This window comes from Bartonella sp. CL266QHHD (genome assembly GCF_042195355.1).
In the GTDB taxonomy this organism is placed as follows: Bacteria; Pseudomonadota; Alphaproteobacteria; order Rhizobiales; family Rhizobiaceae; genus Bartonella.
Window position 1 is genome coordinate 53791 of the sequence record NZ_JBHIOD010000062.1, and the last position, 24690, is coordinate 78480.

The window sequence follows — 24690 nt, forward strand, 5'->3', positions numbered from 1 at the left end:
TTTCAAAATGGTGAGTGTTTTACTGTATTTTAGATTTTATCAAAAGATCTAAAATATTACATTTATTAATTCAAATTTTTTTGTTAGATGTCTAGCATTTCTAATATAGAAATTATGTAGATTAGCTTATACATTAGTGTGCAATTTCTTGTTTTTTTGTTGTGGTTGAAGGAATAATGCGGTTATAGATTGCGTGTACTGTATCTTATTTGTGCTGTGTTTTATTAAAACGTTTTAATCGTTTAATCTTAAAAGTTATTCTCATTTTGTTGTATTTTAATTTTTCGGTGGTGAGATAAATTGAATATTGTATCTCTTCAAAGTTCGCATTTTTTCACGTTTTTTTAAAGATTGGTGTTTCGGCACTTTGTAATTGCAGTTTTCAGCGGTTTTTGAGATGCCTTCTTTAAAGGGATTGTCATCCTAAATGGTATTTTTAAATTTTTTGTTCTTTCTTTACATAAGACACAAAACATATTATTTAATGCTGTAATTTATCATAAAAAATAAAATAATTTTGTTTGTTTCATTCTTGTTGTGTTTAATTTGTGGTTTATTTTTTTTGCCAGCATTTTTTGTTTTTGTTGAAAAAAGAAAGTTTTGAAAAACAATGATAGTCAAGGTATCTAACAATCACTTGTATTCGTGCGTTTTTACAGCAGCTATTTTTTCTTTTTTGTTAAATATAAATGAGGCACATTCTCATTCATATACATCACTGTCATGTGACAAAAACAAATTACCTTATGAATGCAGTGATGGTTCAAAGCATACAATTAGTGATAAAGTATATAAATTCACGGCACCTGTTAAAGAAAAGAATGGGGAGGGGCGGTCTCTCATGTTACCTGCTGCTATAGTAGTGCAGGAGCCAAATACAGTTATTCAGGCAATGCGTGTAGAGGTTGAAGCTACTGCAGGTATAGAAGATATTTATGGTGTTTTGGTATCACAAGGGGGCAAAATTGTTTTGAGCGATTCAGCTTTTAAAAATGTATCAATAGGTCTTAAAGCTGATAGTGGAATGATTGAGGTTAATCGTGGAACAATTGAGGCTTCTCAGATTGCTGCTTATGCAGAGAATCTAGGAGCATCTGTTACGTTAACGGATACAGAAATTAAAGTGGAAGGTTTGGGTATCGGTCAAGAGAGTGCTCTTTTCGTTAGGGCTGATGCGAGTATTCAGATGAAAAGTGGATTTATTGATGTGAATGATGCTGCTGCGCTTTATGTGGGGAGAGGGGGTAGTGCGACTTTAGATGGTGTTACCATTGCTTCAAAATATCAAAAAACAGAAGACAAAGAAAATACAAATGAAAAAATTACACATACAGTTTTCAATGTAAAACATCATGGTTCTGTTTATGTAAAAAATACGAATATTATTTCTACGGATGTTCATGTTTTAACAGTTGGACAAGATTCTAACACACCATCCAATAATGGCAGGGAAGGAAATATTTTAATTTCACGGGTTAATATTGAAGATTCAACAATTAAAGCAATCGGTAACAAACAGGGTATGTATTTTGAGAGGGATGGGGAAAATGATGCGTATGAACAGGGACTTGTCTTTTTGAAAAGGACAATTTTTGAGGTTCCAGACGGAACAGCTATTCATAGTAATAAAAGTCGTAGTTATATTGGAGTAACAGAAGGTACAAAAATTTTTGGTGATTTATTATTAACAGCTGAAAAGGGGGGGACTGTAGCGATTTTGGCTGATTCCTCTTCATTGATAGGAGGGACTCGTGTTGCCGATGATTCTATTGCTGAACTTTATTTAACAGGGGGATCAAAATGGTTTTTGACAAAAAGAAAAGGGATAGATTTGCAAGTTGCAAACCGTACAAGTTCGTCTATTTCATTTGTGAAAGTTTCTGATAGTTTTATTGCTTTTGAGATTCCAATGTTTCAGGAGTATCAGACACTTTATATTGGGAAGGGAGAAAAAGAAGTTTATAGTGCGCAAGATAGGGCAGATATTTATCTCAATACACATCTCAGTAGTGATGGTTTGCTCGATAATAAAAAAACTGATCGGCTTTTGATACATGGTGATGTTTCTGGAAAAACGACAGTTTATGTGCAATTTGTTTCAGGAAATCAGGGTGAGATAGCAACCGGTGAAAATGCTCATAGTATTTCACTTATTCAGGTTTCTGGAAAAGCGGCAGAGGATTCTTTTCAGTTAAATCGTGCTTATATCGCATTAGAGGGTTTGCCTTACCAATATTATCTTCATGCTTATGGTCCAGCTTCTGCTCTTGGAAATGCACAAACTTCTCAAAGATTGGTTGAAGGAGATGGAGATTTTTGGGATTTCCGCCTTGAAAGTAAATATATTCAGCCTGCTTTAGAGGTGTCTGCTATTCCCCCTTCTGAGTTAAAGATCAGGGAGGTTGTTCCACAGGTTCCCACTTACCTTCTGGTACCAAATGCTTTGTTTCATGTTGGGCTCATGGATATTAGTCATCAACAAAAGCAGTTGCACGTTAGGCGGTCTATTCCTCGTAAATTATTAAAAGTTGAAGGGAATTTTGCTTTATCTGTTCAGAGTTATGGTGGACGTTATCGTTATGTCTCAGATCTTTCTACACTTAAATATGGGTACGATGGACATGTTGATTATAACGCTATAGAAACAGATCTTTTGCTTAAAACGGTAGAGAGTGCACATAATACGACATCTTTTGGGATTATGGGAACCTATGGAAAACTTTCCTTACAACCTCATAATGTGGAACAAAGTCAAAAGAGTACATTTAATAAATGGTCATTTACGGCATATGCTAGTGTGAAACATTACACTGATTTTTACGTAGACGGTCTTTTATCTTATGGCTTGTTTAAAGGGGATGTGCATAGCCGTGTTTGGGGTAAGACGGCGACATTAAAAGCAAAACCTCTCAACGTTTCTTTTTCTGCTGGTAAAGTGTCTATGATAGGACGTGAAGGTCTTATTTTTGATCCGCAATTTCAGCTTATTTATCAACATCTTCAATTTGATAAGTTTCGTGATATTGACGGATTTGATGTTGAGATGAAAAAAATAGATCAATGGTTTATGCGTGTTGGTGGGCGTTTAAGTAAAACATTTACAGCCTCCGAAAAGGATCGTATCATTTCTTTTTATGGCACTATTCATCTTGCTCATTGTTTTGATAAAGAACAATTTGTTCATTTTAAAGATGTTTTCCAGTTGGGTTCTTTCGGGTCTTCTTTAGAAACAGGTTTGGGTATCAATGCGCAGTTTTCTTCTAAAGTTACACTTCACAGTGATCTTAGCTATCAGCATAGGTTAACCAAGGCTGGTTTTTCTGGAGTTCATTTTTCTGGTGGTTTGCGCTATCATTTTTAATAAATCTTTTTAAAAATAATAAATGTAATTTTTAAAGTTTTATTTTATTGCCGGGATTTAAACCATTGATGGTGCAGAATTTTAATTGCTTCTTTTAATAATGCTATCATGTGTTTTAATAAGTATGGAAGGATCACGTTGATTTATTTTTTTATCTGGTTGATAGGGGAGCTTAAATGCTTCAAAAAAAATGATAATGAGACTGTGAATCTATTTGTGTTATTTTGACTATAAATATTGGGGATGTGTTTGTCATCAGCTTTTTAAAATAGTAGCCTTATTATCCGATCATGCTGTAAAGACTGGCGTTTGAGGTCGCTGATATCAATCATGAAAGGCAGGGAGATATTGACTGTTGATTAAAAGCTTTTGCTGTTAAGCAAAGGAGGAGATATGTACAATATACAGCTCGATCGTTTCGTGGATGATGCGTATTTTTATGCTTTAAAATTTTGCAAAAAGCGTTTTTGAAGCTGTTCGTATCGATCGCATTATTGTAGGTGGATAATGAGAAAAGTGGTAAAGCTTGAACACTTTTAACATCAAATTCAATATTTTCAGTTCTTAATAAAGATAAATCCTTTAAAAAAATTGTTCTAATGGCTGTATTGAATATATGAACAAGATCATGTCTTCTTTGTTAAATAGATATGAAATATAAGTTTTAAATCAAAGTGGGGGAGGTAAGATCTTTTGTTCTTCTTTTAAGATGTGGGGAGAAGAGGTTGATCGTATCAAAAAAGTCGTTTAGAAGTTTTTATTATTGTTTCAAATATAGAAACATTGAAGAGCTTTTATTAAAATGGGGTGTAAAAGTAGATTATATCTTCCTCAATTCCTGTTTTTTGAAATATGCACCTTTAATGGAAGATGTTGGCAAAGTTTTAGGCAATCGCATTTGCATTGTGAGTTCGTTTGTATCGATAAGATTTATATTAAAGTTCAGGGGCAGTAAAAATATCTTTATCGGACTATTGATAAACATGGTGTTTCCATATGATGCTTAAGGTGTCATCGAGCCATTTATGGTAATTGCGTGCTTCTTCGTTTGAGTTATGAACAGAGAAAATAAAACCAGGATATCCACCAAATGCTGGTGGAGGTGGTGAAAGATGATTGGTTTCAAAGAAAATGATAGTTCTGGCGGTTTGAGGATGCTGTGCAACCTTATCTAGACCTAAAAATCCAGAAAACCGTCCATGACCACGAAGAGGAATAATATAATTTGCCGCCACTTTTTCAGCTGGGAGTATATCGGGAAGGTCTGGGGTTTGTTCAGCTAAAGCGGCATTCATACATAGTTTTGCAAATGAAATCCCTGTACCTTGCTCAACAATAAAATGGGAGACACCCGATCCACCTATACGAGCGCCAATCTCAATGATATAAGGTAAATTATGAGCATCTAGGCGTAGCTCTACATGGGCAGCACCTATATTTATACCAAGAGCTTTAACTCCAGAGCATGCAGCCTCACATAAAGCAATAATTAAAGGATCATCTATATCACAGCGTTGACGATAAATTGTTTCTTCAAACCATGGTCCCTCAGGCTGTCCCTTGTCTCCAACGGCCAGAACGTGTACACCTGCTGTATCAACAAAGCATTCTACGACAAACTCTTTTCCTGGCAAATACTGTTCTACGACTAAACCTACAGGTTTACTTTTATCATTAAAACGTGCCATGTCTTTATGCTGAACATTCCATACGGCTTTAATGAGATCAGGAAGTTCGGCGGAATTTTTAGCTAACATTACGCCTGTACTTGCCCATCCAGAGACGGGTTTAATAACGAGTGGATAATCCAAGGCTTGTGTTTGTGATAGGTCTTCTGGATGATCTATATAAAAGAATCCTGGTGTTCTTAAGCCTGCTTTAGCGAAAGCTTGACGCATGAGATATTTATTTCTGGTTAATGCTGCTACTTCTGGTTCAATACTTGGAGTATTGATTTTTTTTGCAGCCAAAGCTGTCCATAGGATGGCTTCTTCGCGAAGGGTCATAACCCCAGAAATATTGCGTTCTTTTGCTCCCGTTGCAAAAGTGTCTAGAGCTGCCTCTGGGTTATCAAAAACAGGAAGTTGCCAAGTTGAAGTTACTGCTGCAGGGTGTTGAGAGGGAACGCTTTCAGCGGTATCATAGATCATTACTAATTCGATATTAGCTGCTTGTGCTGCTTCAAATATAAATGGTAATTTTGCATTGCGCTGGCAAATTAACGCGAGTTTTTTCATTTTGTTTCCTCATTAAATTTGGAGTTTTGAGAATGGCGTTTATGTTGCCATGTAGATACCTTTGATGCATCTATAAATAAGAGTGTCATCCCTATAACAACTACAATCATAGCAATTATTTTGATCATATTGAGAGAAGGGCTCGAGCCGATTATCCATTCACATGCAATCACTGCAAAAGGGGATAATACGCCGATAGTGTTGGCGTATTATACGCCTCCTTCGGCTAAAACTTTTTGATATAATACGTAAACTGGTGCCGAGCAAACAGTTCCTAAAATCAATATTTTAAATATATCTTCTAACTTAAGATAGAAGAGTGGGGCAGGATCAAAAATAAATAATGGCATAAATGATGCTGCAGAAATTGTCGTGATCCAAGCCAGTGAGGTGAGCAAAGGTAGATTTTTAAGATAACGTTTAGACAATAAGCCATAAGCAGAGTAAGAAAGTGCTGCTGTTAAGGCAAGCACTACTCCTATCAGGTTATAATATCCACCTTCTCCACTATTTATATTGAATACTACAGCTGCTACACTGACAATTATCACTCCACTAAGCTTCAGCCATGAGAATTTAAGGACATTTGTCAATGCACCTAATATATAAGTAATTCCTGGAATAGTAGCGAGCACCATGGTTAAATCACTGGCTTTGAGTGATTTTAATGCACCAAAACTGCATACAAAATACAGCGAAAATCCTAACACTGAGAGAATTAAAAAAGAAGGTATCATGGAAAGCAATGGTAGGGATCTGAAAACAGCTTTCTCACGAAATATTGCAATCAGCCATAAGGTGGCAGCGGTGGCAAACAACCTAAGTCCAACCGCATGCATGACGGGTATATTGCTAACCAAATTCTTAGATAATAACCAACTTATGGAAAACAATGCTAGAATGGCAAAAGTAAATAATAATAATCGTCCTTTTATAAAACTCAATGATTTAATCCTCTAATCACTCGCTGTGCATAAGATGATGTTGAAAAATTAAATCGTGACTTTGAGGTCTGTGGTTTTCCAAGATTATTTTGGATATAATCTTTAGCTCCTGCCAAATAAGCGCCATCATCTAATGCTTCAAGTGCTTCTATATCTGCTATCATCAATATTATTACTTTTTCAAGACGCTCCAAATCAAATTGAAGATAACCTTGATTTGTTTCAATCAATGCTTTGTTCCGCATCAATATTTCAAAAAGCAAGATCCCTGTACCAGCATCGAATTTCATATGCTGATCAGAATCTTTTGGATAACGAAATATGCGTTCTAATAGGATAAATTCAGTTATTTCTTTCCAAAATTTTGGATGATTTTGTAGCATAATACGCACTGTAATTAAAACAACTTTAGTTTCTTCTAGAAGACCTGTAAACCAATTTAATTTTATATACAGATTTTTATCCAATGGCCGCGGTCCGGTATGATGTGCATAGTCATGATAATAGCCCCACAAACAGCGAGCATCGTAAATGTCTTCTTTAGATAAGTTACGACTATGCAATTGACCGAACAGGAATTTACTATCTCGACCGAGTAAACGTTCAGCTTCCACAATTGTCTGCTTGTTGTAAATATCAAAGAATTTACTGAAAAAAAAACAAAGCCAATGCTTGCTTTGTTTTTTTTTAAGCAGCCGCTACAGATTCTGGGAATAGAACAATGCAATTGCCTTCTAAAAAACCTCTTGATGCTATTCCCATTTTTATACATTGAAAAGGTGATACATAATTATTTGTATATTTTGAGGCGTCAGCAAGATAGGCCGTTTCATGACGATATCCTGTAACTAATTCCAGCCGGAATCCTTCTGGATCAGGTCTATTTGTTGCACGCATTGGAGCCAAGAAAAACAAGGGAGCATCTGGTAATGGGGCTTTGAAAGCAGCCAAAGTGTTATCAAATTTAGGAGGGGTCGTTAAACCGCTGATTATCCACTGATGAAGATCATCAGAAATGGTCGCTAAAAGTTTTGGAGATAATCCGTCAAGAATATTGGCATGGTGGTTCAGCAGAGTGATCAATTCATTGATCATATTATTATCTGCTGAAGTTGGTTCTTTAATGCTCCCATCTCGTTCTTGGCGCATACGGAATTTGTCAACCAAGTTAACAATGGAAAGAAGCGCTTCAGATTTTTTCATGATTAGTTGACTTTAGTGAGTGGGGCAAAAAGGCCATTGGCACTTGTCCAAAATTGTCGACAATATTCAGCCTATAGCGATTTGCCGCAACCGATGTTGTGATACAAGAATCTTGCTTTTTCAGCCTTACAAAGAACGGCTGCATCAGCATTGCTGTTGGCAAATACTTTGTCATATTGATGAGCTACTAGAGATTGTGGGGCAGGATGAGTCGCTACGGTTTTAATTTCATCAGCGTTATTGCGTTTAGCTAAAACCATAGAGTGAGTAGGCATGATAAAGCTGTCAAATAATTGCATATCATCTAAACGGGTAAATATGAGTGTATGCAAATCAGGGTAAGTAGCATGGCTTAGGAGATACCTATCTTTTTTTTTTTGAGCAAGTTCATTAAATGCTTCTTCAAGAGTTGCGTATAAGATAATACGGGATCTCGAGTCAGTGGACAAAATATTTTTATTGTGATTGTTAAGCCACCACTGTGCTGCTGTTGCACAGTTAGTATCTGCAGGGATAAGTGTAAAAGCATAATTTTCAGATTACATGATCTCTATTCTTTTAATTATGCGACTAAATTTAAATTAGTGTAATATGTAGAGTATATAAAGAACAATGCGTTAAGTAATTTAGTGCTTTATAAAATCATGTATATGTGAAAGAAAATTTACGATAAATTTTGTCTTGTCATTATTCTATCATGCCGTAAAACATCGTCGTTTAGGGGAGTGATTGAGCAGAAAAAATTCTATGCAGGGTATTTATTGGATATGTTAGAGAATTATTGGAATGGTTAAGCGAAGGTGAATGACACGTAAACCGTACTGCTCTATCATTTTTTGGATGAGCAGCGTTTTTGAATCTATTCATATTGATAATACTATTGTAGATGAATAATAAGCAAATTGGTAAGGCGTGAACATCTTTGCCATAAAACTCAATATATTTAATTTCTTAATTAAGATCATACTTTTAAAAATTGTTTTACTATTATGATTGTATTGAATATATAAAAGGCAATCATCATTGTCTTGTTTGTAAAAGAAACATGAAATATAACTCTTAAATTAGAGTGGGATTGGCTAGATTTTTTCTTCTTTGGAATCGTTAAGAAGGTCAGATTAAACCTTATTGAAGCTACAGAACCTAAAAAAACAGTCGTTTTTTTTGTGAAAAGATCAGAGGTAAACAATATGCGTGAGATTTTGGATCGTTTTGATATACCATTGAATAAGAAGAGTTCTGTTCAAAAGATTCAAAATCTTTCATGCCAATCACACCCAAAACGGTTTTATAAGCAAGTGAAGATCGCTTGTGAGGAGGTCGGCTTTACGATTTTGTTGGATGAACGTCCCGTAAAAACGCCCGCAAGGCGTCATTTTCATGTGCCAACAGAAGTGTTTGCTGAATATGTTGCTCAGGAATTTGAGAACCAAAAGCACGTTGTTGATCCTGCAAAAATGCCGATGACGCGTTTGGTTAATACTGTTATTGATGGTATCGCTGATGATATGCAGGTGGTTTTTGAAGATTTATTGCGTTTCGTTGCATGTGATATGATCTTTTATCGTGCACAGACACCTAAAGAGTTGGTGCAAAAACAATCTGAGCAATGGGATCCTTTATTAGATTGGGCAGAAAAAAAACTGGGTGCAAGGTTTTATTTGACAGAAGGGCTGATGCATGTGGAACAATCACCAGAAGCACTTCAAGCTGTGAGTCATTATTTACGTAGCGTTGAGTCTCCTTATATGCTTGCTGCACTTCATATGATGACAACCTTAACGGGATCTGCTCTCATTGCTCTTGCTGTTGCTGCGGGAAACATTGATGCTGATCATGCTTGGTCTATTGCCCATTTAGATGAAGATTGGATGATGGAACAATGGGGAATAGATAAAGAAACAATGGTACGTCGTGCTCATAAAAAAGTTGAATTTAAGGCTGCTGCTACAATTGTTACAACTTGTTTATAGGGGTAAATCTTTTATTTACGTGCATTCTTTTGGCTCAGAGTATTTTTGTGACTTTTTGAGGATTGGTTTTTACTTTATCAAGTCCAGGAAATAGTTCATTGGTTATGGTTAAGAGCGCTTCGTCATTGCCACGGATAAAATACCATTGGTTATCGTGAAGTAGGGCAATAATTTCAGTTTGAATAGAGCATTTTTTTCCAGCATTTGTTGTGGTTACAAGCTCCACGGGTATAACAAAATAAGGGGTACCATTATCAAGGGTACCTTCACGTTTTTGTTTTTGATCAATGTTGATCGTTTCAATCTTGTAACTTTCTGCCAACCGTTCTATTTGGCTTTTCATGATTTGTAGAAATTGTGATTGATTAAGATTTTTTTTGGCGGTTAAGCGGTTGATGACTTGGGGAGGAATAGCATTTAAGATGGCATTTGCATCGGCATTTTTAAGTGCTTTACTATAAGCAGATGTTGCTTTCTCAAGAGTTGTAAGTTTTTGGTTGGTTATTGTATGTGCTTTAGTTGTTGATGTGATAAAGACAATGCATAAAAGAACGGGAACGAGAAAACAAATTCGCGGCATTAGAAACCTTTGTTAATTCATTTGAAGAGATTCAACACATTATAAAGGAAAAGCGGACGAGCAAAAAGCCTCTTGCGCTTTTGCATGAGAAGAATATCCACAAAAATGGAGGCTTTTGCCTCCATTTTAAAAATCAAAAGAATGCGTATTGATTGTTTAAACAGAATAGTACATATCAAATTCAACAGGATGGGGTGTTGTTTCGTAACGCAAGACTTCTTGCATCTTTACTTGAATGAAGGAATTAATCTGATCATCATCAAAAACGTCGCCAGCTTTAAGAAAGCCACGATCTTTGTCAAGTGCTTCAAGCGCTTCACGCAGGCTTCCTGAAACAGTAGGGATTTCTTTAAGTTCCTTTAAGGGAAGATCATAAAGATCTTTATCCATAGCATGTCCGGGATGAATTTTGTTTTTGATGCCATCAAGACCAGCCATTAAAAGGGCTGCAAATGCCAAATAGGGATTTGCTGTTGGGTCTGGAAAACGCACTTCTACGCGTTTTGAATTTGGTGAGGAGCTCATAGGAATACGGCAAGATGCAGAACGATTACGTGCTGAATAGGCAAGAAGAACAGGAGCTTCATAACCAGGAACCAAACGTTTATAGGAGTTTGTGGATGGGTTTGTAAAAGCATTGATTGCTTTTGCGTGCTTAATAACACCACCGATAAAAAACAGACAGGTTTCTGATAGTCCGGCATATTCATTTCCTGCAAAAATGGGTTTGCCATCTTTCCAAATGGAAATGTGGACATGCATTCCAGAGCCGTTATCACCAAAAACTGGTTTTGGCATGAAGGTTGCTGTTTTCCCATAACTATTTGCTATTTGATGTACAACATATTTAAAAATTTGCATCTTGTCAGCCTCGCGAACAAGTGTATCAAAACGAATACCCAATTCATGTTGGCCTGCTGCTACTTCGTGATGGTGTTTTTCGACCTGTACGCCCATATCCTTGAGTGCTGTGAGCATTTCAGAACGCATATCTTGGCAGGAATCAATTGGCGGAACAGGAAGGTAGCCTCCCTTTATTCGTGGGCGATGCCCTAGATTTCCTGTTTCATATTCCGTATCATCATTGGAGGGAAGTTCACTTGAATCGAGTTTAAACCCTGTGTTGTAAGGGTCCGTTTTATAGCGCACATCATCAAAGATAAAAAACTCTGCTTCTGGACCTACATTGATTGTATCTCCAATGCCTAAAGATTTCATATAAACCTCAGCCCTTTTGGCGATAGAACGAGGATCTCTACGATAAAATTCACCAGAAACAGGATCAAGTACATCACAAAATATGACCAAAGTAGATTGAGCAAAAAAAGGATCAATGTGTGCTGTTTCTGGATCTGGCATTAAAACCATGTCAGATTCATTAATTGTTTTCCAACCAGCAATTGAAGAACCATCAAACATGACACCATCACTAAAAGTATCTTCGCTGATCTCTGCGATATCCATTGTAATGTGATGCAATTTTCCTCGTGGATCAGTAAAACGTAAATCAACAAAACGGATTTCGTTGTCTGTAATCTGTTTGATAATATCTGATGCGGTTGTCATATTCAATTTCCTTAATGTGGCGTTGAGGTGGATAAAAAAGTGAATTTTCTCGTTATTTATTAAAGGGCATCGATACCGGTTTCGTCCGTGCCTATACGAATTGCATCATCAATGGAAAAGACAAATATTTTTCCATCTCCTATATGTTTGGTTTGAGCTGCTTTACGTATTGCATCAACAGTTTGTTCCAGTTTTTCATCGGACACAACAATTTCAATCTTTACTTTAGGTAGAAAGTCAACAACATATTTCGTACCACGATAAAGTTCTGTATGTTCCCTTTGACGACCAAAACCTTTCGCTTCTGTTACTGTAATACCATGTAACCCAATTTTTTGAAGCGCTTCTTTCACTTCATCAAGTTTGAAAGGTTTTATAATGGCTTCAATTTTTTTCATGCTGAAATTATCTCCAACGTTATTTTGTCTTTTTAGACTGCATCACATTATATTGACAACTGTAAGATGTCCAACAGATACTTTGTGCACAAAAAGTCGCAAATAATGACACTCTAAGCTCTTTTAGGAGAGTTTCTTTTGTAGAATACAGTCAAACACTGTTTTTTGGGAAAAAACCTTACAATTCTTTTACAAGAATTCAAATTATACAATAAAAGAGTTTTGTTTCTTTTTTTTAGATAACACATTTACTTATAAGGATAATTAGACATTTTCCACATTAAATGAGAAACTCTAATAGCGTAGGATTTTCTCATTTTAGATCTTTTTGTCGTCAATCAATCAAAACAATACCTTTATATATCATAAATAGTACGAGTGTGTGGGTAACAACATTTGAAAAAAAATAAAATGCTTTTTATGAAAGCTTTCTATCACTAAAGGCTTTACAATATTAGGGAGTAGGGGAGATAAATATTGGAAAAGAGTGTGATGTTGCTGATTATGCTTCTTCATAAACGTAAAAATGGTGGTGTACAATAAATGAGTTTATCATTATAGCATTCATAGCTGCTGTTGTGAAATGGGCTTGGGAGCATTGAGAAATGTTTCTTTAAAACAGATGTGTGAATTGGCAATGCAAATATATTCCGTTTGGGGCGTTTTGTCCCTTCGTGAGGAATATGATCCCATTAAGGAACGCGATGAATAAAAGCGTGAAGCAATGGCAATCTTCATTATAAGATATTGCCGCGGATTCCTTTGAAATCATAAAGATAAATTAAGAAGTGATGTAAAGATAGGAACTTATTTATACCTTTAAAACTTCGTATTTTTTCCAGTTTAGGCTGTCTGGTCGTTTCAGGTATAAACAAAACAGAGAATAAATATGCAATTATGCGCGCATTCTTATTTGGCAATACGACAACTGAAACAGCTTATAAAGCGCTAAATTGTTTTTAGTCTTTGCTTCAAACGTGTTGCACTACTGGAATTAGGTGTTGGTTTACAGGTAATAATAAAAGTACAGGCTTTGTTAGTATGCTGTATTTTACAATAAAAAGCGTTTCTAAGAATTGGAATTATAGAGAGATGGGCGTAGTAAAACATCTTTTAGAAATTTTCCCGTATAGGAAGCGGGAACCTTAATGATGTCTTCAGGGCGTCCAATTGCAACAATTTCACCACCGCGATCTCCACCTTCTGGTCCTAAATCAATAATCCAGTCGGCTGTCTTTATAACATCAAGGTTATGTTCAATGACTATAACTGTGTTGCCTTGCTCGACTAGTTCGTGAAGCACTTCAAGAAGTTTGGAAATATCATGAAAATGTAAACCTGTTGTCGGTTCATCCAAAATATAGAGTGTACGTCCCGTTGTTTTACGAGAAAGTTCTTTCGCAAGTTTTACACGTTGTGCTTCCCCACCAGAAAGTGTGGTTGCTTGCTGTCCTACTTTTATGTAACCCAATCCTACTTTAATGAGAGTTTCCATTTTATTATGAATAGCGGGAATAGCTTGGAAAAATTCTTCTGCCTTTTCAATTGTCATATCCAAAATATCGGCTATAGACTGTCCTTTGAATTTTATTTCTAGTGTTTCTCGGTTATAACGTTTTCCTTTACAGACATCGCAAGTAACATAGACATCAGGTAAAAAGTGCATTTCAATTTTGATGACTCCGTCGCCTTGGCATGCTTCGCACCGTCCTCCTTTAACATTAAATGAAAAACGCCCAGCTTTGTAACCGCGGGCTTTTGATTCTGGAAGATCAGCAAACCACTCACGAATCGGTGTAAAAGCACCTGTATAGGTTGCGGGATTAGAGCGTGGGGTGCGTCCAATAGGGGACTGGTTGATATCAATGACTTTATCAAGAAATTCTAATCCATCAATTTTGTCATAGCTGGCAGGGCTGTGATGAGAGCCCATGATATGATGTGATGCTGCTTTGAAAAGCGTTTCAATAAGAAATGTTGATTTTCCTCCTCCAGAAACACCAGTTATGCATGTGAAGGTTCCAAGAGGAATATTCGCATTGATATTTTTGAGGTTATTGCCTTTGGCGCCAATGACTTTAAGTGTTTTCGTTTTTGATATTTTGCGTCGCTTTGTCGGCATTTTAACAGCCATTTTTCCTGAAAGGTATTGGCCTGTGAGAGAGGCTGAATTTTCTATAATTTCCTGCGGTGTCCCTTGCGCTATGATTTCTCCACCATGAACGCCCGCGGCAGGCCCCATATCGACAACATAGTCTGCTGTGAGAATAGCATCTTCATCATGTTCAACAACAATAACTGTATTGCCAAGATTGCGCAAATGACGCAGCATTTCCAAAAGGCGTTCATTATCGCGTTGGTGTAAACCGATAGATGGTTCATCTAAAATATAAAGAACGCCTGTAAGACCAGAACCAATTTGGGATGCCAACCGAATGCGTTGGCTTTCTCCCCCTGAAAGCGTTCCTGAATTTCGAGACAAGGTAAGATATTCCAATCCTACATGATTTAAAAAAGCCAAGCGTTCACGAATTTCTTTTAAAATACGTACGGAGATATTACGTTGTTTTTCTGTGAGATATTGATGAACATTGGCAAACCAATCATCTGCCTTTAGAATAGAAAGATCTGATATTTGCCCAATATGCATTCCGTTTATTTTTACAGCAAGTGCCTCTGGTTTTAAACGATAACCGTGACAAGCTGGGCAGGGCGAAGAAGACATATAACGTTCGATTTCTTCTCGAGACCAAGCAGAATCGGTTTCTTTCCAGCGTCTCTCCATATTAGGGATGATTCCTTCAAAGGGTTGGGTCATTTTATGCGAACCAGAATTATTTTTATAGATAAAAGAAATTTCATCTCTTTTTGTACCGTAGAGAATAGCCTGTTGTGCTTCACTAGAGAGTTCACACCATTGATCTGTGAGTTTGAAACCGTAAGCTTTTCCTAATGCTTCTAAGGTTTGACTATAATAAAGTGAATCTGATTTAGCCCAAGGAGCAATGGCTCCATTCTTTAGGGTAAGGTTTTTATTTGGCACAATTTTTAGTGGATCCATTGCCTTTTTGATACCCAATCCATCGCAGAGAGGACAGGCCCCAAAAGGATTATTGAACGAAAAAAGGCGTGGTTCAATTTCAGGAATAGAGAAACCCGATACTGGGCAGGAAAACTTTTCTGAAAAAATGAGCCGTTTGTGTGTATCATTTTTTGATTTATGAGCAGATTCCTTTGTCGTTTCTTTTTGTGCTAAGGGTTGGTCTGCCATTTCAGCTATGGCAAGCCCATTTGCTAGCTGTAAACAGGTTTCTATACTATCAGCCAAGCGAGAGGTGATATCCTTCTGTACAACAATGCGGTCTACCACGACATCGATGTCGTGTTTATATTTTTTATCAAGAGGTGGAATATCAGCGATTTCATAGAATTTTCCATCAACTTTAGCGCGTTGAAATCCTCTTTTTAAAAGTTCTGTTAGCTCTTTTTTATATTCTCCCTTTCGTCCTCGCACTAAGGGTGCCATAATAAAAATTCGTGTTCCTTCTGGTAAGGACATAATTTGATCCACCATTTGACTTACTGTCTGGCTTTCAATAGGAAGTCCTGTTGCAGGAGAATGAGGAATACCAATACGTGCAAAGAGAAGACGCATGTAATCGTGGATTTCAGTAACGGTACCTACCGTTGAACGAGGGTTGCGACTGGTTGTTTTTTGTTCAATGGAGATAGCTGGAGAGAGACCGTCTATGCGGTCGACATCGGGTTTTTGCATGACTTCTAAAAATTGGCGTGCATAGGCTGAAAGGCTTTCGACATAGCGACGTTGTCCTTCAGCGTAAATTGTATCAAACGCTAAAGATGATTTCCCTGATCCAGAAAGTCCTGTTATAACAATGAGTTTGTCACGAGGCAGATCAAGATCAATATTTTTAAGGTTATGCTCACGTGCACCGCGAATGGAGATATATTTTTGATGAGTCATACTTTATCCTTGGCATATGTGGCAAAAATTGAGCACCTAAAATGGAATAAAACTGTTTTTTTAGAATTACAATGTGTTTAACTGCTTTAATGCAAAAGGAAGGTATAAGTTTTGTGAAAAAAATACAAATGAGCAGCTTTTTATTCTCTCGTGGTGGAATAAACTATGCGTTTTTATCATCTTTTGTTATAATTACACTGAATACAGTATTGAGAAAGGATAGCATACCCATATTGATGGTCAATTGCGACATGTAAATTGAAGGTCAAGATGGTTATAACTGTTATAGAACAGAGTACTTTACGAATTAAAATTTTGGAGTTTATACGATGGCTGGTAGCCTTAATAAAGTTATTTTGATTGGTAATCTTGGTGCCGATCCTGAAATCCGCCGTTTGAATTCTGGTGATCAAGTGGCAAATCTGCGTATTGCTACTTCAGAAAGTTGGCGCGATCGGAATACAAATGAGCGAAAAGAACGCACTGAGTGGCATAGTATTGTTATTTTTAATGAAAACCTTGTCAAAGTTGCAGAGCAATATTTAAAAAAAGGCAGCAAAATTTATATTGAGGGGCAGTTACAGACACGAAAATGGCAAGATCAAAATGGAAATGACCGTTATACAACAGAGATTGTTTTGCAAAAGTACCGTGGCGAATTACAAATGCTTGATGGGCGGGGAGCTGCGAGCGGGGAGCAAGGAGCAAGTCAAGGGGGGAGTTATAGTGGTGGCTTTGCCGATAGTCACTCAAATCAGAGAAATACTTTTGGTCAAAATAATAATCAATTGGGAGAAAGTTTTTCACACAAATTAGATGATGATGTCCCTTTTTAAGAGTCTTTAAATTGCAGTATTATGATCATTTTATGGTTTGCTTGTTTCAGATTTTTGAAGTTTAGCGAAGTGAAAATTGTTAATTATTATTGGTAATTTAAAATATAAATTAATAACATCTTGAAAAATATTGTTAAATTTCTTTTTTGTCATGGGAGAGAAATTAGCATTTTGGTGTATTTTTCGCTATAAATAAAGTGAAATGATTCTTTTTTGAAAGTTTTGAAATTGTGACCGATCTTACTCCACACCCAGAACGTGATGTGCTAACCGGTATTGAACCAATCAGTATTATTGATGAAATGCAACGCTCCTATCTCGATTATGCGATGAGCGTGATTGTTTCACGTGCACTCCCTGATGTCCGTGATGGTCTTAAGCCTGTTCATCGACGTATCCTTCATGCTATGAATGAGATGGGGCTTTCTTTTAATAAGTCGTATCGTAAATCTGCTGGTGTTGTTGGTGAGGTTATGGGGAAATTTCATCCCCATGGTGATGCTTCAATTTACGATGCATTAGTGCGTATGGCGCAGGACTTTTCTTTAAGAAATCCATTAATTGATGGTCAGGGAAATTTTGGTTCCGTTGATGGTGATCCACCTGCGGCCATGCGCTATACTGAGTGTCGTTTAGAAAAAGTTTCAGAAGAACTTTTAGCTGATATTGATAAAGATACTGTTGATTTTCAGGATAATTACGATGGGCGTGAGCGTGAACCGGTTGTCTTGCCAGCGCGTTTTCCCAATCTTTTGGTTAATGGGTCAGGGGGGATTGCTGTGGGAATGGCAACCAATATTCCTCCCCATAATCTTGGTGAAGTCGTTGATGGTTGTATCGCTTTGATTGATAATCCCGATATCACACTCGATAAAATAATTGAAATTATTCCTGGTCCGGATTTTCCTACAGGGGGCATTATCCTCGGACATTCTGGTGTTCGTGCAGCTTATGAAACAGGGCGTGGCTCAATCATTATGCGTGCTAAAGTTGAGATCGAAGAGATTCGCAGTGGTCGACAAGCAATTATTGTGAGTGAGATCCCTTATCAAGTTAATAAGGCAACGATGATTGAGAAAATGGCCGAATTGGTGCGCGATAAACGCATTGAAGGAATCTCTGATTTGCGTGATGAATCTGATCGTGATGGATATCGGGTCGTTATTGAGCTGAAGAAAGATGTTGTTGCGGAAGTTGTTTTAAACCAATTATATCGGTATACGCCGCTGCAAACTTCCTTTGGTTGTAATATGGTTGCTTTGAATGGGGGAAAACCCGAACAGATGACGTTGCTTGATATGCTTCGTGCATTTGTTTCTTTTCGGGAAGAAGTTGTCAGTCGGCGAACAAAATATCTTTTGCGTAAAGCGCGTGAGCGAGCACATGTTTTGGTTGGTCTTGCCCTTGCTGTTGCCAATATTGATGAAATTATAGCGCTTATTCGCAAAGCTCCTGATCCGCAGACAGCACGTGCACAGTTAATGGAGCGACGCTGGCCAGCGATGGATGTTGCGCCTTTGATTAAACTTATTGATGATCCTCGTCATATTATTCATGAGGATGGTACTTATAATCTCTCTGAAGAACAGGCGCGTGCTATTTTAGAATTGCGTTTGCAACGATTGACAGCCCTTGGGCGTGATGAAATTGCTGATGAATTGAATAAAATTGGCGTGGATATCGCTGACTATCTTGAGATCTTGGCATCACGCGTGCGGATTATGTGTATTGTTAAGGATGAGTTGAGTGCTCTTCGTGAGGAGTTTGCAACGCCGCGACGTACCGTATTTGGTTTTGGTAGCGCTGAGATGGAGAGTGAAGATCTGATCGCGCCAGAGGATATGGTGGTAACGGTAAGCCATAGTGGTTATATTAAGCGTGTGCCTCTTAATACCTATCGTGCACAGCGACGTGGTGGTAAGGGGCGTTCTGGTATGTCCACGAAGGATGAGGATTTTGTAACGCGGTTGTTTGTTGCCAATACGCATACTCCGGTTCTTTTCTTTTCATCACGTGGGATTGTTTATAAGGAAAAAGTTTGGCGACTGCCGCTGGGGACACCCCAATCGCGTGGGCGGGCTTTGATCAATATGCTTCCCTTACAACAAGGTGAGCGTATTACAACGATTATGCCTTTGCCTGAAGATGAAGCGAGCTGGAGTGCATTAGATATTATGTTTGCGACAACACGTGGAACTGTGCGTCGTAATAAATTATCAGATTTCGTTCAGGTTAATCGTAATGGTAAAATTGCGATGAAACTTGATGAAGAAGATGAAATTCTTTCTGTTGAAACCTGTACAGAACATGATGATGTTGTTCTAACAACAGCCAATGGACAATGTATCCGTTTTCCAGTTGTTGATGTTCGGGTCTTTGCTGGGCGTAATTCTGTGGGAGTTCGTGGTATCAATTTAGCTAAAGGCGATAAAGTCATTTCGATGACAATTTTAGAGCATGTCGAGGCGACGTCCATTGAGCGTTCTGCTTATATTAAACGTGTAATGAATGAACGGCGTGCTTCTGGTGCAGATGCTGATGTTGAAGATGTTATAACTCTTGATGAAGAAGATGGGGGTGCTGAAACAGAGTTAACAGATGAACGTTATGCAGAACTTCATGCACGTGAACAAATGCTTTTGACAGTGAGTGAATTTGGTTATGGTAAACGTTCTTCTTCCTATGAGTTCCGGATTTCGGGACGTGGCGGAAAGGGGATTCGCGCAACAGATCCATCTAAAACAGCTGAAATTGGTAAATTAGTAGCGGCTTTTCCGGTGAAGGCGCAAGATCAAATTATGTTGGTATCAGATGGGGGGCAGCTTATTCGTGTCCCTGTTGAGGGAATTCGTACTGCTGGGCGCTCAACTAAGGGAGTCACAATTTTTAATACAGCCAAAGGTGAAAGAGTCGTATCGGTTGAACGTATTTCTGAACCTGAAGATGATACGAGTTCATTAGATGATGAAGGTGAGAAGCATTCTGATACAGTTGATATGAGCGAAGAAAAATAATTTTTAAGAGGAAGGAGTAAAGTCATGAAAATTGCTCTTTACGCGGGTTCTTTTGATCCTCTTACAAATGGTCATCTTGATGTTTTGAAAGGGTGTTTTGTGTTAGCTGATAAGGTGGTCGTCGCTATAGGGATACAGGCTGACAAAAAAACACTCTTTAGCTTCGAAGAGCGTGTTGATTTCATTACGCAGGTCGGGAAAGACTTGTTTGGTGCAGATTCTAATCGATTGCAGGTTCTTTCATTTAGCAACCTTCTCATTGAGAAGGCGCGTGAAGTTGGTGCTTCATTTCTCATTCGTGGATTGCGTGATGGTACTGATCTTGATTATGAAATGCAAATGGCCGGGATGAATGGCGTTATGGCTCCTGAATTGCAAACTGTTTTTTTGCCGGCAAGTGTTTCTGGGCGTGCGATAACTTCTACATTGGTACGCCAAATTGCCTCTATGGGAGGTGATGTGACACCATTTGTACCGCCCAATGTTGCACAAGCTTTGAGCTCGAAATTCCAATCTTTTAGGGGAGAATAATTGTGTCTCGTAGAACTTTTGCTGTTTTGATATGTGTGTTTTGTTTTTTTTCATTGTCCGCTGTCGCTGGTAATCCTAGACCAGCAAGCGATGCAAGCCTTCTTGTTTTATCTCTCAAAGATGGTGATGTCATTATTCGTCTGCGTCCTGATTTGGCGCCAAAACATGTTGCGCAAATCAAAAGATTAACAGAGGAGGGGGCCTATAATAATGTTGTGTTTCATCGCGTTATTCCTAATTTCATGGCACAAACTGGTGATGTAGAATTTGGAAAAAAAGGCAGTAGAGATTTTGATTTGAAACGCGTTGGTATGGGTGGCTCAAATTATCCCAATATACCGGCAGAGTTTTCAAAGCAGCCGTTTAAGCGTGGTACAGTTGGGATGGCACGGTCACAAGATCCGGATTCCGCGAATTCTCAATTCTTCATTTGTTTTGATGATGCTGCTTTTTTAAACGGTCAGTATACGGTTGTTGGAGAGGTTATAAAGGGGATGGATGTTGTTGATAAAATAAAAAAAGGTACGACAAGTAATAATGGATCTGTAAAAAATCCTGATGTTATTAATGCTGCTACTTTACAAGTTGAGAAATGAATCAAGGGAGCTTTCCATATGGCAGAGAATAAAAATCCAGAAAATACTTTAATTCTTGAAACAACAAAGGGCAGAGTTGTTATTGAGCTTTTTGCTGATTTAGCACCTTGTCATGTTGCACGTATTAAAGAATTGGTACGTGAAGGTGCTTATGATAATGTTATTTTCCATCGCGTTATTGATGGTTTTATGGCGCAAACAGGGGATGTGCAATTTGGAAAGAAGGATAGTGAAAAATTCAATTTATCACGTGCGGGTATGGGGGGGGCAGAAAAACCAAATTTAACAGCAGAGTTTTCAAATCTTTCTCATAAGCGTGGTACAGTTTCTATGGCACGGAGTCAGAATCCAAATTCTGCTAACTCTCAGTTTTTTATTTGTTTTGCAGATGCTCCGTGGCTTGATCGTCAATATTCCATATGGGGGCAGGTTGTTGAAGGTATGGAAAATGTTGATAAAATTAAACGTGGTGAACCTGTTTCAGATCCAGATTCAATTACCAAAGCCATTATTGCTGCGGATGCAAAATAGTATAAACTATACTGATTTTAATTGTAAGTTTCTAAGAAAAAAATACTCTTTTCTGATCAATAAAGGCACACAAAACTCTTTTGTAGTATCACGCTTACCTTTTATAATTTCGAGCTAAGCATTGTCCATATATTTCCTTCAATCGGATCTTCCTTAAGAATATAACGCAAAGGATTTGTACAAACACTTGTCAGAATAAGAAAACGCAAAGTCTGTTGTATTATGGTTGTTGTTTGGCAAAGTGTTTTATAAAAAATTTGGCAGTTCTCTTCCATCCATTGTCGGTCTTAATAGTTTTATGATGTTACTTTCCTGAGAGAGCGTGTGCTTTTGTTTCTGCTTGTAAATCAACATCCAATCCTAATGCAGAAGCATGTTTGAAACACATATTAAGACGGATAAGAGCTTTACTCGCTCATCCAGTTTTCTTAGCAAGGTGGAAAACCAGCATTTATATATATATATTGGCGTAATCTTTAAAATAAGAAGACAGTTTAATCTTAGAAGAATATAATAAAGGCGCAGAAGTGAAATAAATGGCTAGTCTTGCCATCTCCTTTTTAATTCAACTTTACTTTTTTAAGTATCTAACGCAATATCTTTTAAATAATGAAGATTATGCATGGACTTACGCTTTTATTTTTCTCGTTTTTTTATAGAGGAACGCTCCAAACAGAATACACTTGTGTTGCATATTTACGTGTTTTTTTAAGAAGCATTTCTCAGTACATATCAACATTCACTTCCACGATGACATTCATGGCATGTATAGTTTTAAAGCTATAAATAGTATAAAATATTATGCACCACCATCTTTAAAGCTTGTGAAGGAGCAAACGGGTACCATCATACGCTTTTTCAGCCTCCAATGTTACGATAGAGCTTTGGTATTTGAGTATCTTTACAAAAAGCATTTTTAGTTTTTTAAAGTATTTTTATTTACACGTTAATTTCTTTTGTGAATTATCTCCAATGCCAAGAGCTATCTCAATATTGTGAGTGGATAAATGATTATGTTCATTTGCACTTTTATTAAGCGTGAGGATCGCTGTGCCCAGTAGATGAAAAATTTTTATCTGTAAAAGTTAAAGAATATTGTGAGCTGTACAATGCGTTCAAAATTTTCTTTTATGGGTACAAAGTTACTGCTTATGGAAGTATGTGAAGATGAAATTATTGTGATAATAATTTTGCAGTTCTGTTAAGGATAAGCGTAGGTATTTTGATGTATGATATTATAAGGATTTTACTATTTTTCTAGAGTTAGATTATCACTTTTATTATGGTGATTTCTTAACAAGAAATGTTCTTTTATCTCGTTTAATTTTTGATGCTGGTTACAATATTGAGCGAATCAAAAATTAATTCATAAAGCTTATGACAATGCGCGTAAGGGGATATCTTTTTTCTTTCTATAGAGATATGCATTGATGGAATCAAAAAGACGAGAGTTATGATAAAGACATTTCATTATAGAAAAATTGCTCAAGATGGGTATGCACGTCGAGGAGAAATTATAACGGGGCGAGGATGTGTTCGTACACCCGCATTTATGCCTGTTGGGACGGCAGGAACTGTTAAGGCTATGTATATGGATCAAATTCGTGATCTTGGTGCAGATATCATTTTGGGGAATACTTATCATTTAATGTTACGTCCAGGAGCTGAACGTGTTGCGCGTTTGGGAGGATTACATGAATTTTCACGCTGGAGCGGACCTATTTTAACCGATTCTGGTGGCTTTCAGGTTATGTCATTGGCGGGAATCCGTAAAATTACTGAACAAGGTGTGATTTTTCGCTCTTACATTAATGGAGCTTACTATGAAATGAGTCCAGAGCGTTCTATCGAAATTCAAGGACTTCTTGGTGCGGATATCCAGATGCAGTTGGATCAATGTATTGCATTACCAGCAACTGAAAAAGAAATGGAAGAAGCTATGGAACTTTCATTGCGGTGGGCGCTGCGTTGTAAAACAGCTTTTGGAGATCAGCCAGATAAAGCATTGTTTGGGATTGTTCAAGGTGGTGATAATATGAAACTGCGTGAACGTTCTGCTCAAGCATTAAAAGAAATGGATTTAAAAGGTTACGCTATTGGAGGGCTTGCTGTTGGTGAGCCGCAGAGTGTTATGATAGCAGTATTGGATACTACTTGTCCGATTTTACCAGAGGATAAACCACGCTATCTTATGGGAGTAGGGACACCTGATGATATTTTACAAAGTGTTGCACGTGGTGTTGATATGTTTGATTGTGTTATGCCAACGCGTGCAGGACGTCATGGTTTAGCTTTTACCCGCTTTGGTAGAATTAATTTGCGTAATGCGCGTTATGCAGAAGATCCACATCCTCTTGATCCACAGTCACTTTGTCCAGCAGCACATGATTATAGTTGTGCTTATTTGCATCATTTGATCAAATCTGGTGAATCTCTTGGGGGGATGTTGTTGACTTGGAATAATCTTTTTTATTATCAACAACTTATGCAGGGAATTCGTGATGCCATTGAGGAAGGCTGTTATGCTGATTTTTGCGCTGAAACGCGTGCTCTATGGGCACAAGGACGCTAAAATATTAATCGTAATATAGCGCCTCATTTTTTTATTGAATTTATTCTCGCACTTACAAATTTAGTTAAAAATATGAAATCAGAAACATCTTCCAAAATTATAAAATTTTACTATCTTAAAATATAACAGTGCAGTTTTATAAGGGCACATATTCTGTTTCTAATTACTATATAAAAACAGAAACTGTTACTCCGGTACGCGCTACCTGATCCGGAGAAAAACAGTTTTTCTGTTTCTGATGACTGTTTACAGCAACAATGTTAATGAGGCGTTAGCGAACTCTTAAAGAAGTATGAAAATTGTATTTTTATGAGATATTTTGTGTTTTTTATTATTAAAGGTAAATAATGGATTATATACAAT

The 24690-nt window shown here is 37.3% G+C and carries 16 protein-coding genes and 1 pseudogene; 8 read left to right on the plus strand and 9 right to left on the minus strand.

Translation table 11 applies throughout. The features are described 5' to 3' along the window. Positions 1–610: 610 nt before the first annotated feature. A complete protein-coding gene (locus tag ACFIK7_RS08940; protein ID WP_375663241.1) occupies positions 611–3361 on the plus strand; it encodes an autotransporter outer membrane beta-barrel domain-containing protein in 2751 nt (916 codons plus the stop codon). 971 nt (positions 3362–4332) lie between these two features. Here ACFIK7_RS08940 and ACFIK7_RS08945 read toward each other — a convergent pair. From ACFIK7_RS08945 to ACFIK7_RS08965, 5 genes are all read right to left on the minus strand, one after another. Beyond that, positions 4333–5598 (minus strand): acetyl-CoA carboxylase biotin carboxylase subunit family protein, encoded by a 1266-nt coding sequence (locus tag ACFIK7_RS08945; RefSeq protein WP_375631304.1) that lies wholly within the window; start codon positions 5596–5598, stop codon positions 4333–4335. 209 nt (positions 5599–5807) lie between these two features. Then, positions 5808–6542, minus strand: coding sequence for a DMT family transporter (locus ACFIK7_RS08950; RefSeq protein ID WP_375663242.1), 735 nt, complete (start codon positions 6540–6542; stop codon positions 5808–5810). After that, on the minus strand, positions 6539–7156 hold the full coding sequence (locus ACFIK7_RS08955) for a DUF6421 family protein (protein WP_375663243.1): 618 nt from the start codon (positions 7154–7156) through the stop codon (positions 6539–6541). Before ACFIK7_RS08955 ends, ACFIK7_RS08950 begins: the two co-directional genes overlap by 4 nt. 73 nt (positions 7157–7229) lie before the next feature. After that, positions 7230–7745, minus strand: coding sequence for a hypothetical protein (locus tag ACFIK7_RS08960; protein ID WP_375663244.1), 516 nt, complete (start codon positions 7743–7745; stop codon positions 7230–7232). A gap of 71 nt (positions 7746–7816) precedes the next feature. After that, entirely contained in the window at positions 7817–8194 is a 378-nt protein-coding gene (locus ACFIK7_RS08965) for a hypothetical protein (RefSeq protein ID WP_375663245.1), read from the minus strand. A 741-nt stretch (positions 8195–8935) separates the two neighbouring features. On the opposite strand from ACFIK7_RS08965, the gene ACFIK7_RS08970 reads away from it, so the two are divergent. Further along, positions 8936–9718, plus strand: a complete 783-nt coding sequence (locus tag ACFIK7_RS08970) for an ATP12 family chaperone protein (protein ID WP_375657871.1) — start codon at positions 8936–8938, stop codon at positions 9716–9718. Between the two features lie 34 nt (positions 9719–9752). On the opposite strand, the gene ACFIK7_RS08975 is transcribed toward ACFIK7_RS08970, so the two are convergent. The 4 genes from ACFIK7_RS08975 to uvrA all read right to left on the minus strand — a co-directional run bounded on the left by ACFIK7_RS08975 (position 9753) and on the right by uvrA (position 16247). Next, positions 9753–10298: a hypothetical protein gene (locus ACFIK7_RS08975; RefSeq protein ID WP_375621407.1), complete on the minus strand. Its 546-nt coding sequence runs from the start codon at positions 10296–10298 to the stop codon at positions 9753–9755. 156 nt (positions 10299–10454) lie between these two features. Further along, positions 10455–11864 carry a type I glutamate--ammonia ligase gene (glnA, locus tag ACFIK7_RS08980; protein ID WP_273791493.1) on the minus strand — a complete coding sequence of 470 codons (1410 nt, stop codon included), beginning with the start codon at positions 11862–11864 and terminating at the stop codon, positions 10455–10457. A gap of 59 nt (positions 11865–11923) precedes the next feature. Continuing rightward, complete coding sequence (locus ACFIK7_RS08985; protein WP_015856528.1) at positions 11924–12262, minus strand: P-II family nitrogen regulator; 339 nt, start codon at positions 12260–12262, stop codon at positions 11924–11926. Between the two features lie 1069 nt (positions 12263–13331). Continuing rightward, entirely contained in the window at positions 13332–16247 is a 2916-nt protein-coding gene (gene uvrA / locus ACFIK7_RS08990) for an excinuclease ABC subunit UvrA (RefSeq protein WP_375663246.1), read from the minus strand. A 329-nt stretch (positions 16248–16576) separates the two neighbouring features. On the opposite strand from uvrA, the gene ssb reads away from it, so the two are divergent. From ssb to tgt, 6 genes and pseudogenes are all read left to right on the plus strand, one after another. Further along, complete coding sequence (ssb, locus tag ACFIK7_RS08995; RefSeq protein ID WP_273791491.1) at positions 16577–17083, plus strand: single-stranded DNA-binding protein; 507 nt, start codon at positions 16577–16579, stop codon at positions 17081–17083. Between the two features lie 230 nt (positions 17084–17313). Next, a complete protein-coding gene (gene gyrA, locus ACFIK7_RS09000) occupies positions 17314–20097 on the plus strand; it encodes a DNA gyrase subunit A (RefSeq protein ID WP_273791490.1) in 2784 nt (927 codons plus the stop codon). Between the two features lie 24 nt (positions 20098–20121). After that, a pseudogene (coaD, locus tag ACFIK7_RS09005) lies at positions 20122–20641 on the plus strand (pantetheine-phosphate adenylyltransferase). Further along, positions 20631–21224 (plus strand): peptidylprolyl isomerase, encoded by a 594-nt coding sequence (locus ACFIK7_RS09010; protein WP_375660586.1) that lies wholly within the window; start codon positions 20631–20633, stop codon positions 21222–21224. The pseudogene coaD and the gene ACFIK7_RS09010 overlap by 11 nt, the downstream one beginning before the upstream one ends. Before the next feature lie 18 nt (positions 21225–21242). Then, positions 21243–21755 carry a peptidylprolyl isomerase gene (locus ACFIK7_RS09015; protein WP_273791487.1) on the plus strand — a complete coding sequence of 171 codons (513 nt, stop codon included), beginning with the start codon at positions 21243–21245 and terminating at the stop codon, positions 21753–21755. A 1453-nt stretch (positions 21756–23208) separates the two neighbouring features. Continuing rightward, positions 23209–24327, plus strand: coding sequence for a tRNA guanosine(34) transglycosylase Tgt (tgt, locus tag ACFIK7_RS09020; protein WP_375663247.1), 1119 nt, complete (start codon positions 23209–23211; stop codon positions 24325–24327). Positions 24328–24690: the final 363 nt, after the last annotated feature.

Coding starts and splice junctions, on each gene's coding strand:
- ACFIK7_RS08945 (WP_375631304.1), bottom strand. CDS start 5,598: ATGAAAAAACTCGCGTTAATTTGCCAGCGCAATGCAAAATTACCATTT.
- ssb (WP_273791491.1), top strand. CDS start 16,577: ATGGCTGGTAGCCTTAATAAAGTTATTTTGATTGGTAATCTTGGTGCC.
- glnA (WP_273791493.1), bottom strand. CDS start 11,864: ATGACAACCGCATCAGATATTATCAAACAGATTACAGACAACGAAATC.
- ACFIK7_RS08960 (WP_375663244.1), bottom strand. CDS start 7,745: ATGAAAAAATCTGAAGCGCTTCTTTCCATTGTTAACTTGGTTGACAAA.
- uvrA (WP_375663246.1), bottom strand. CDS start 16,247: ATGACTCATCAAAAATATATCTCCATTCGCGGTGCACGTGAGCATAAC.
- tgt (WP_375663247.1), top strand. CDS start 23,209: ATGATAAAGACATTTCATTATAGAAAAATTGCTCAAGATGGGTATGCA.
- ACFIK7_RS08940 (WP_375663241.1), top strand. CDS start 611: ATGATAGTCAAGGTATCTAACAATCACTTGTATTCGTGCGTTTTTACA.
- ACFIK7_RS08975 (WP_375621407.1), bottom strand. CDS start 10,298: ATGCCGCGAATTTGTTTTCTCGTTCCCGTTCTTTTATGCATTGTCTTT.
- ACFIK7_RS08970 (WP_375657871.1), top strand. CDS start 8,936: ATGCGTGAGATTTTGGATCGTTTTGATATACCATTGAATAAGAAGAGT.
- ACFIK7_RS08985 (WP_015856528.1), bottom strand. CDS start 12,262: ATGAAAAAAATTGAAGCCATTATAAAACCTTTCAAACTTGATGAAGTG.
- ACFIK7_RS09015 (WP_273791487.1), top strand. CDS start 21,243: ATGGCAGAGAATAAAAATCCAGAAAATACTTTAATTCTTGAAACAACA.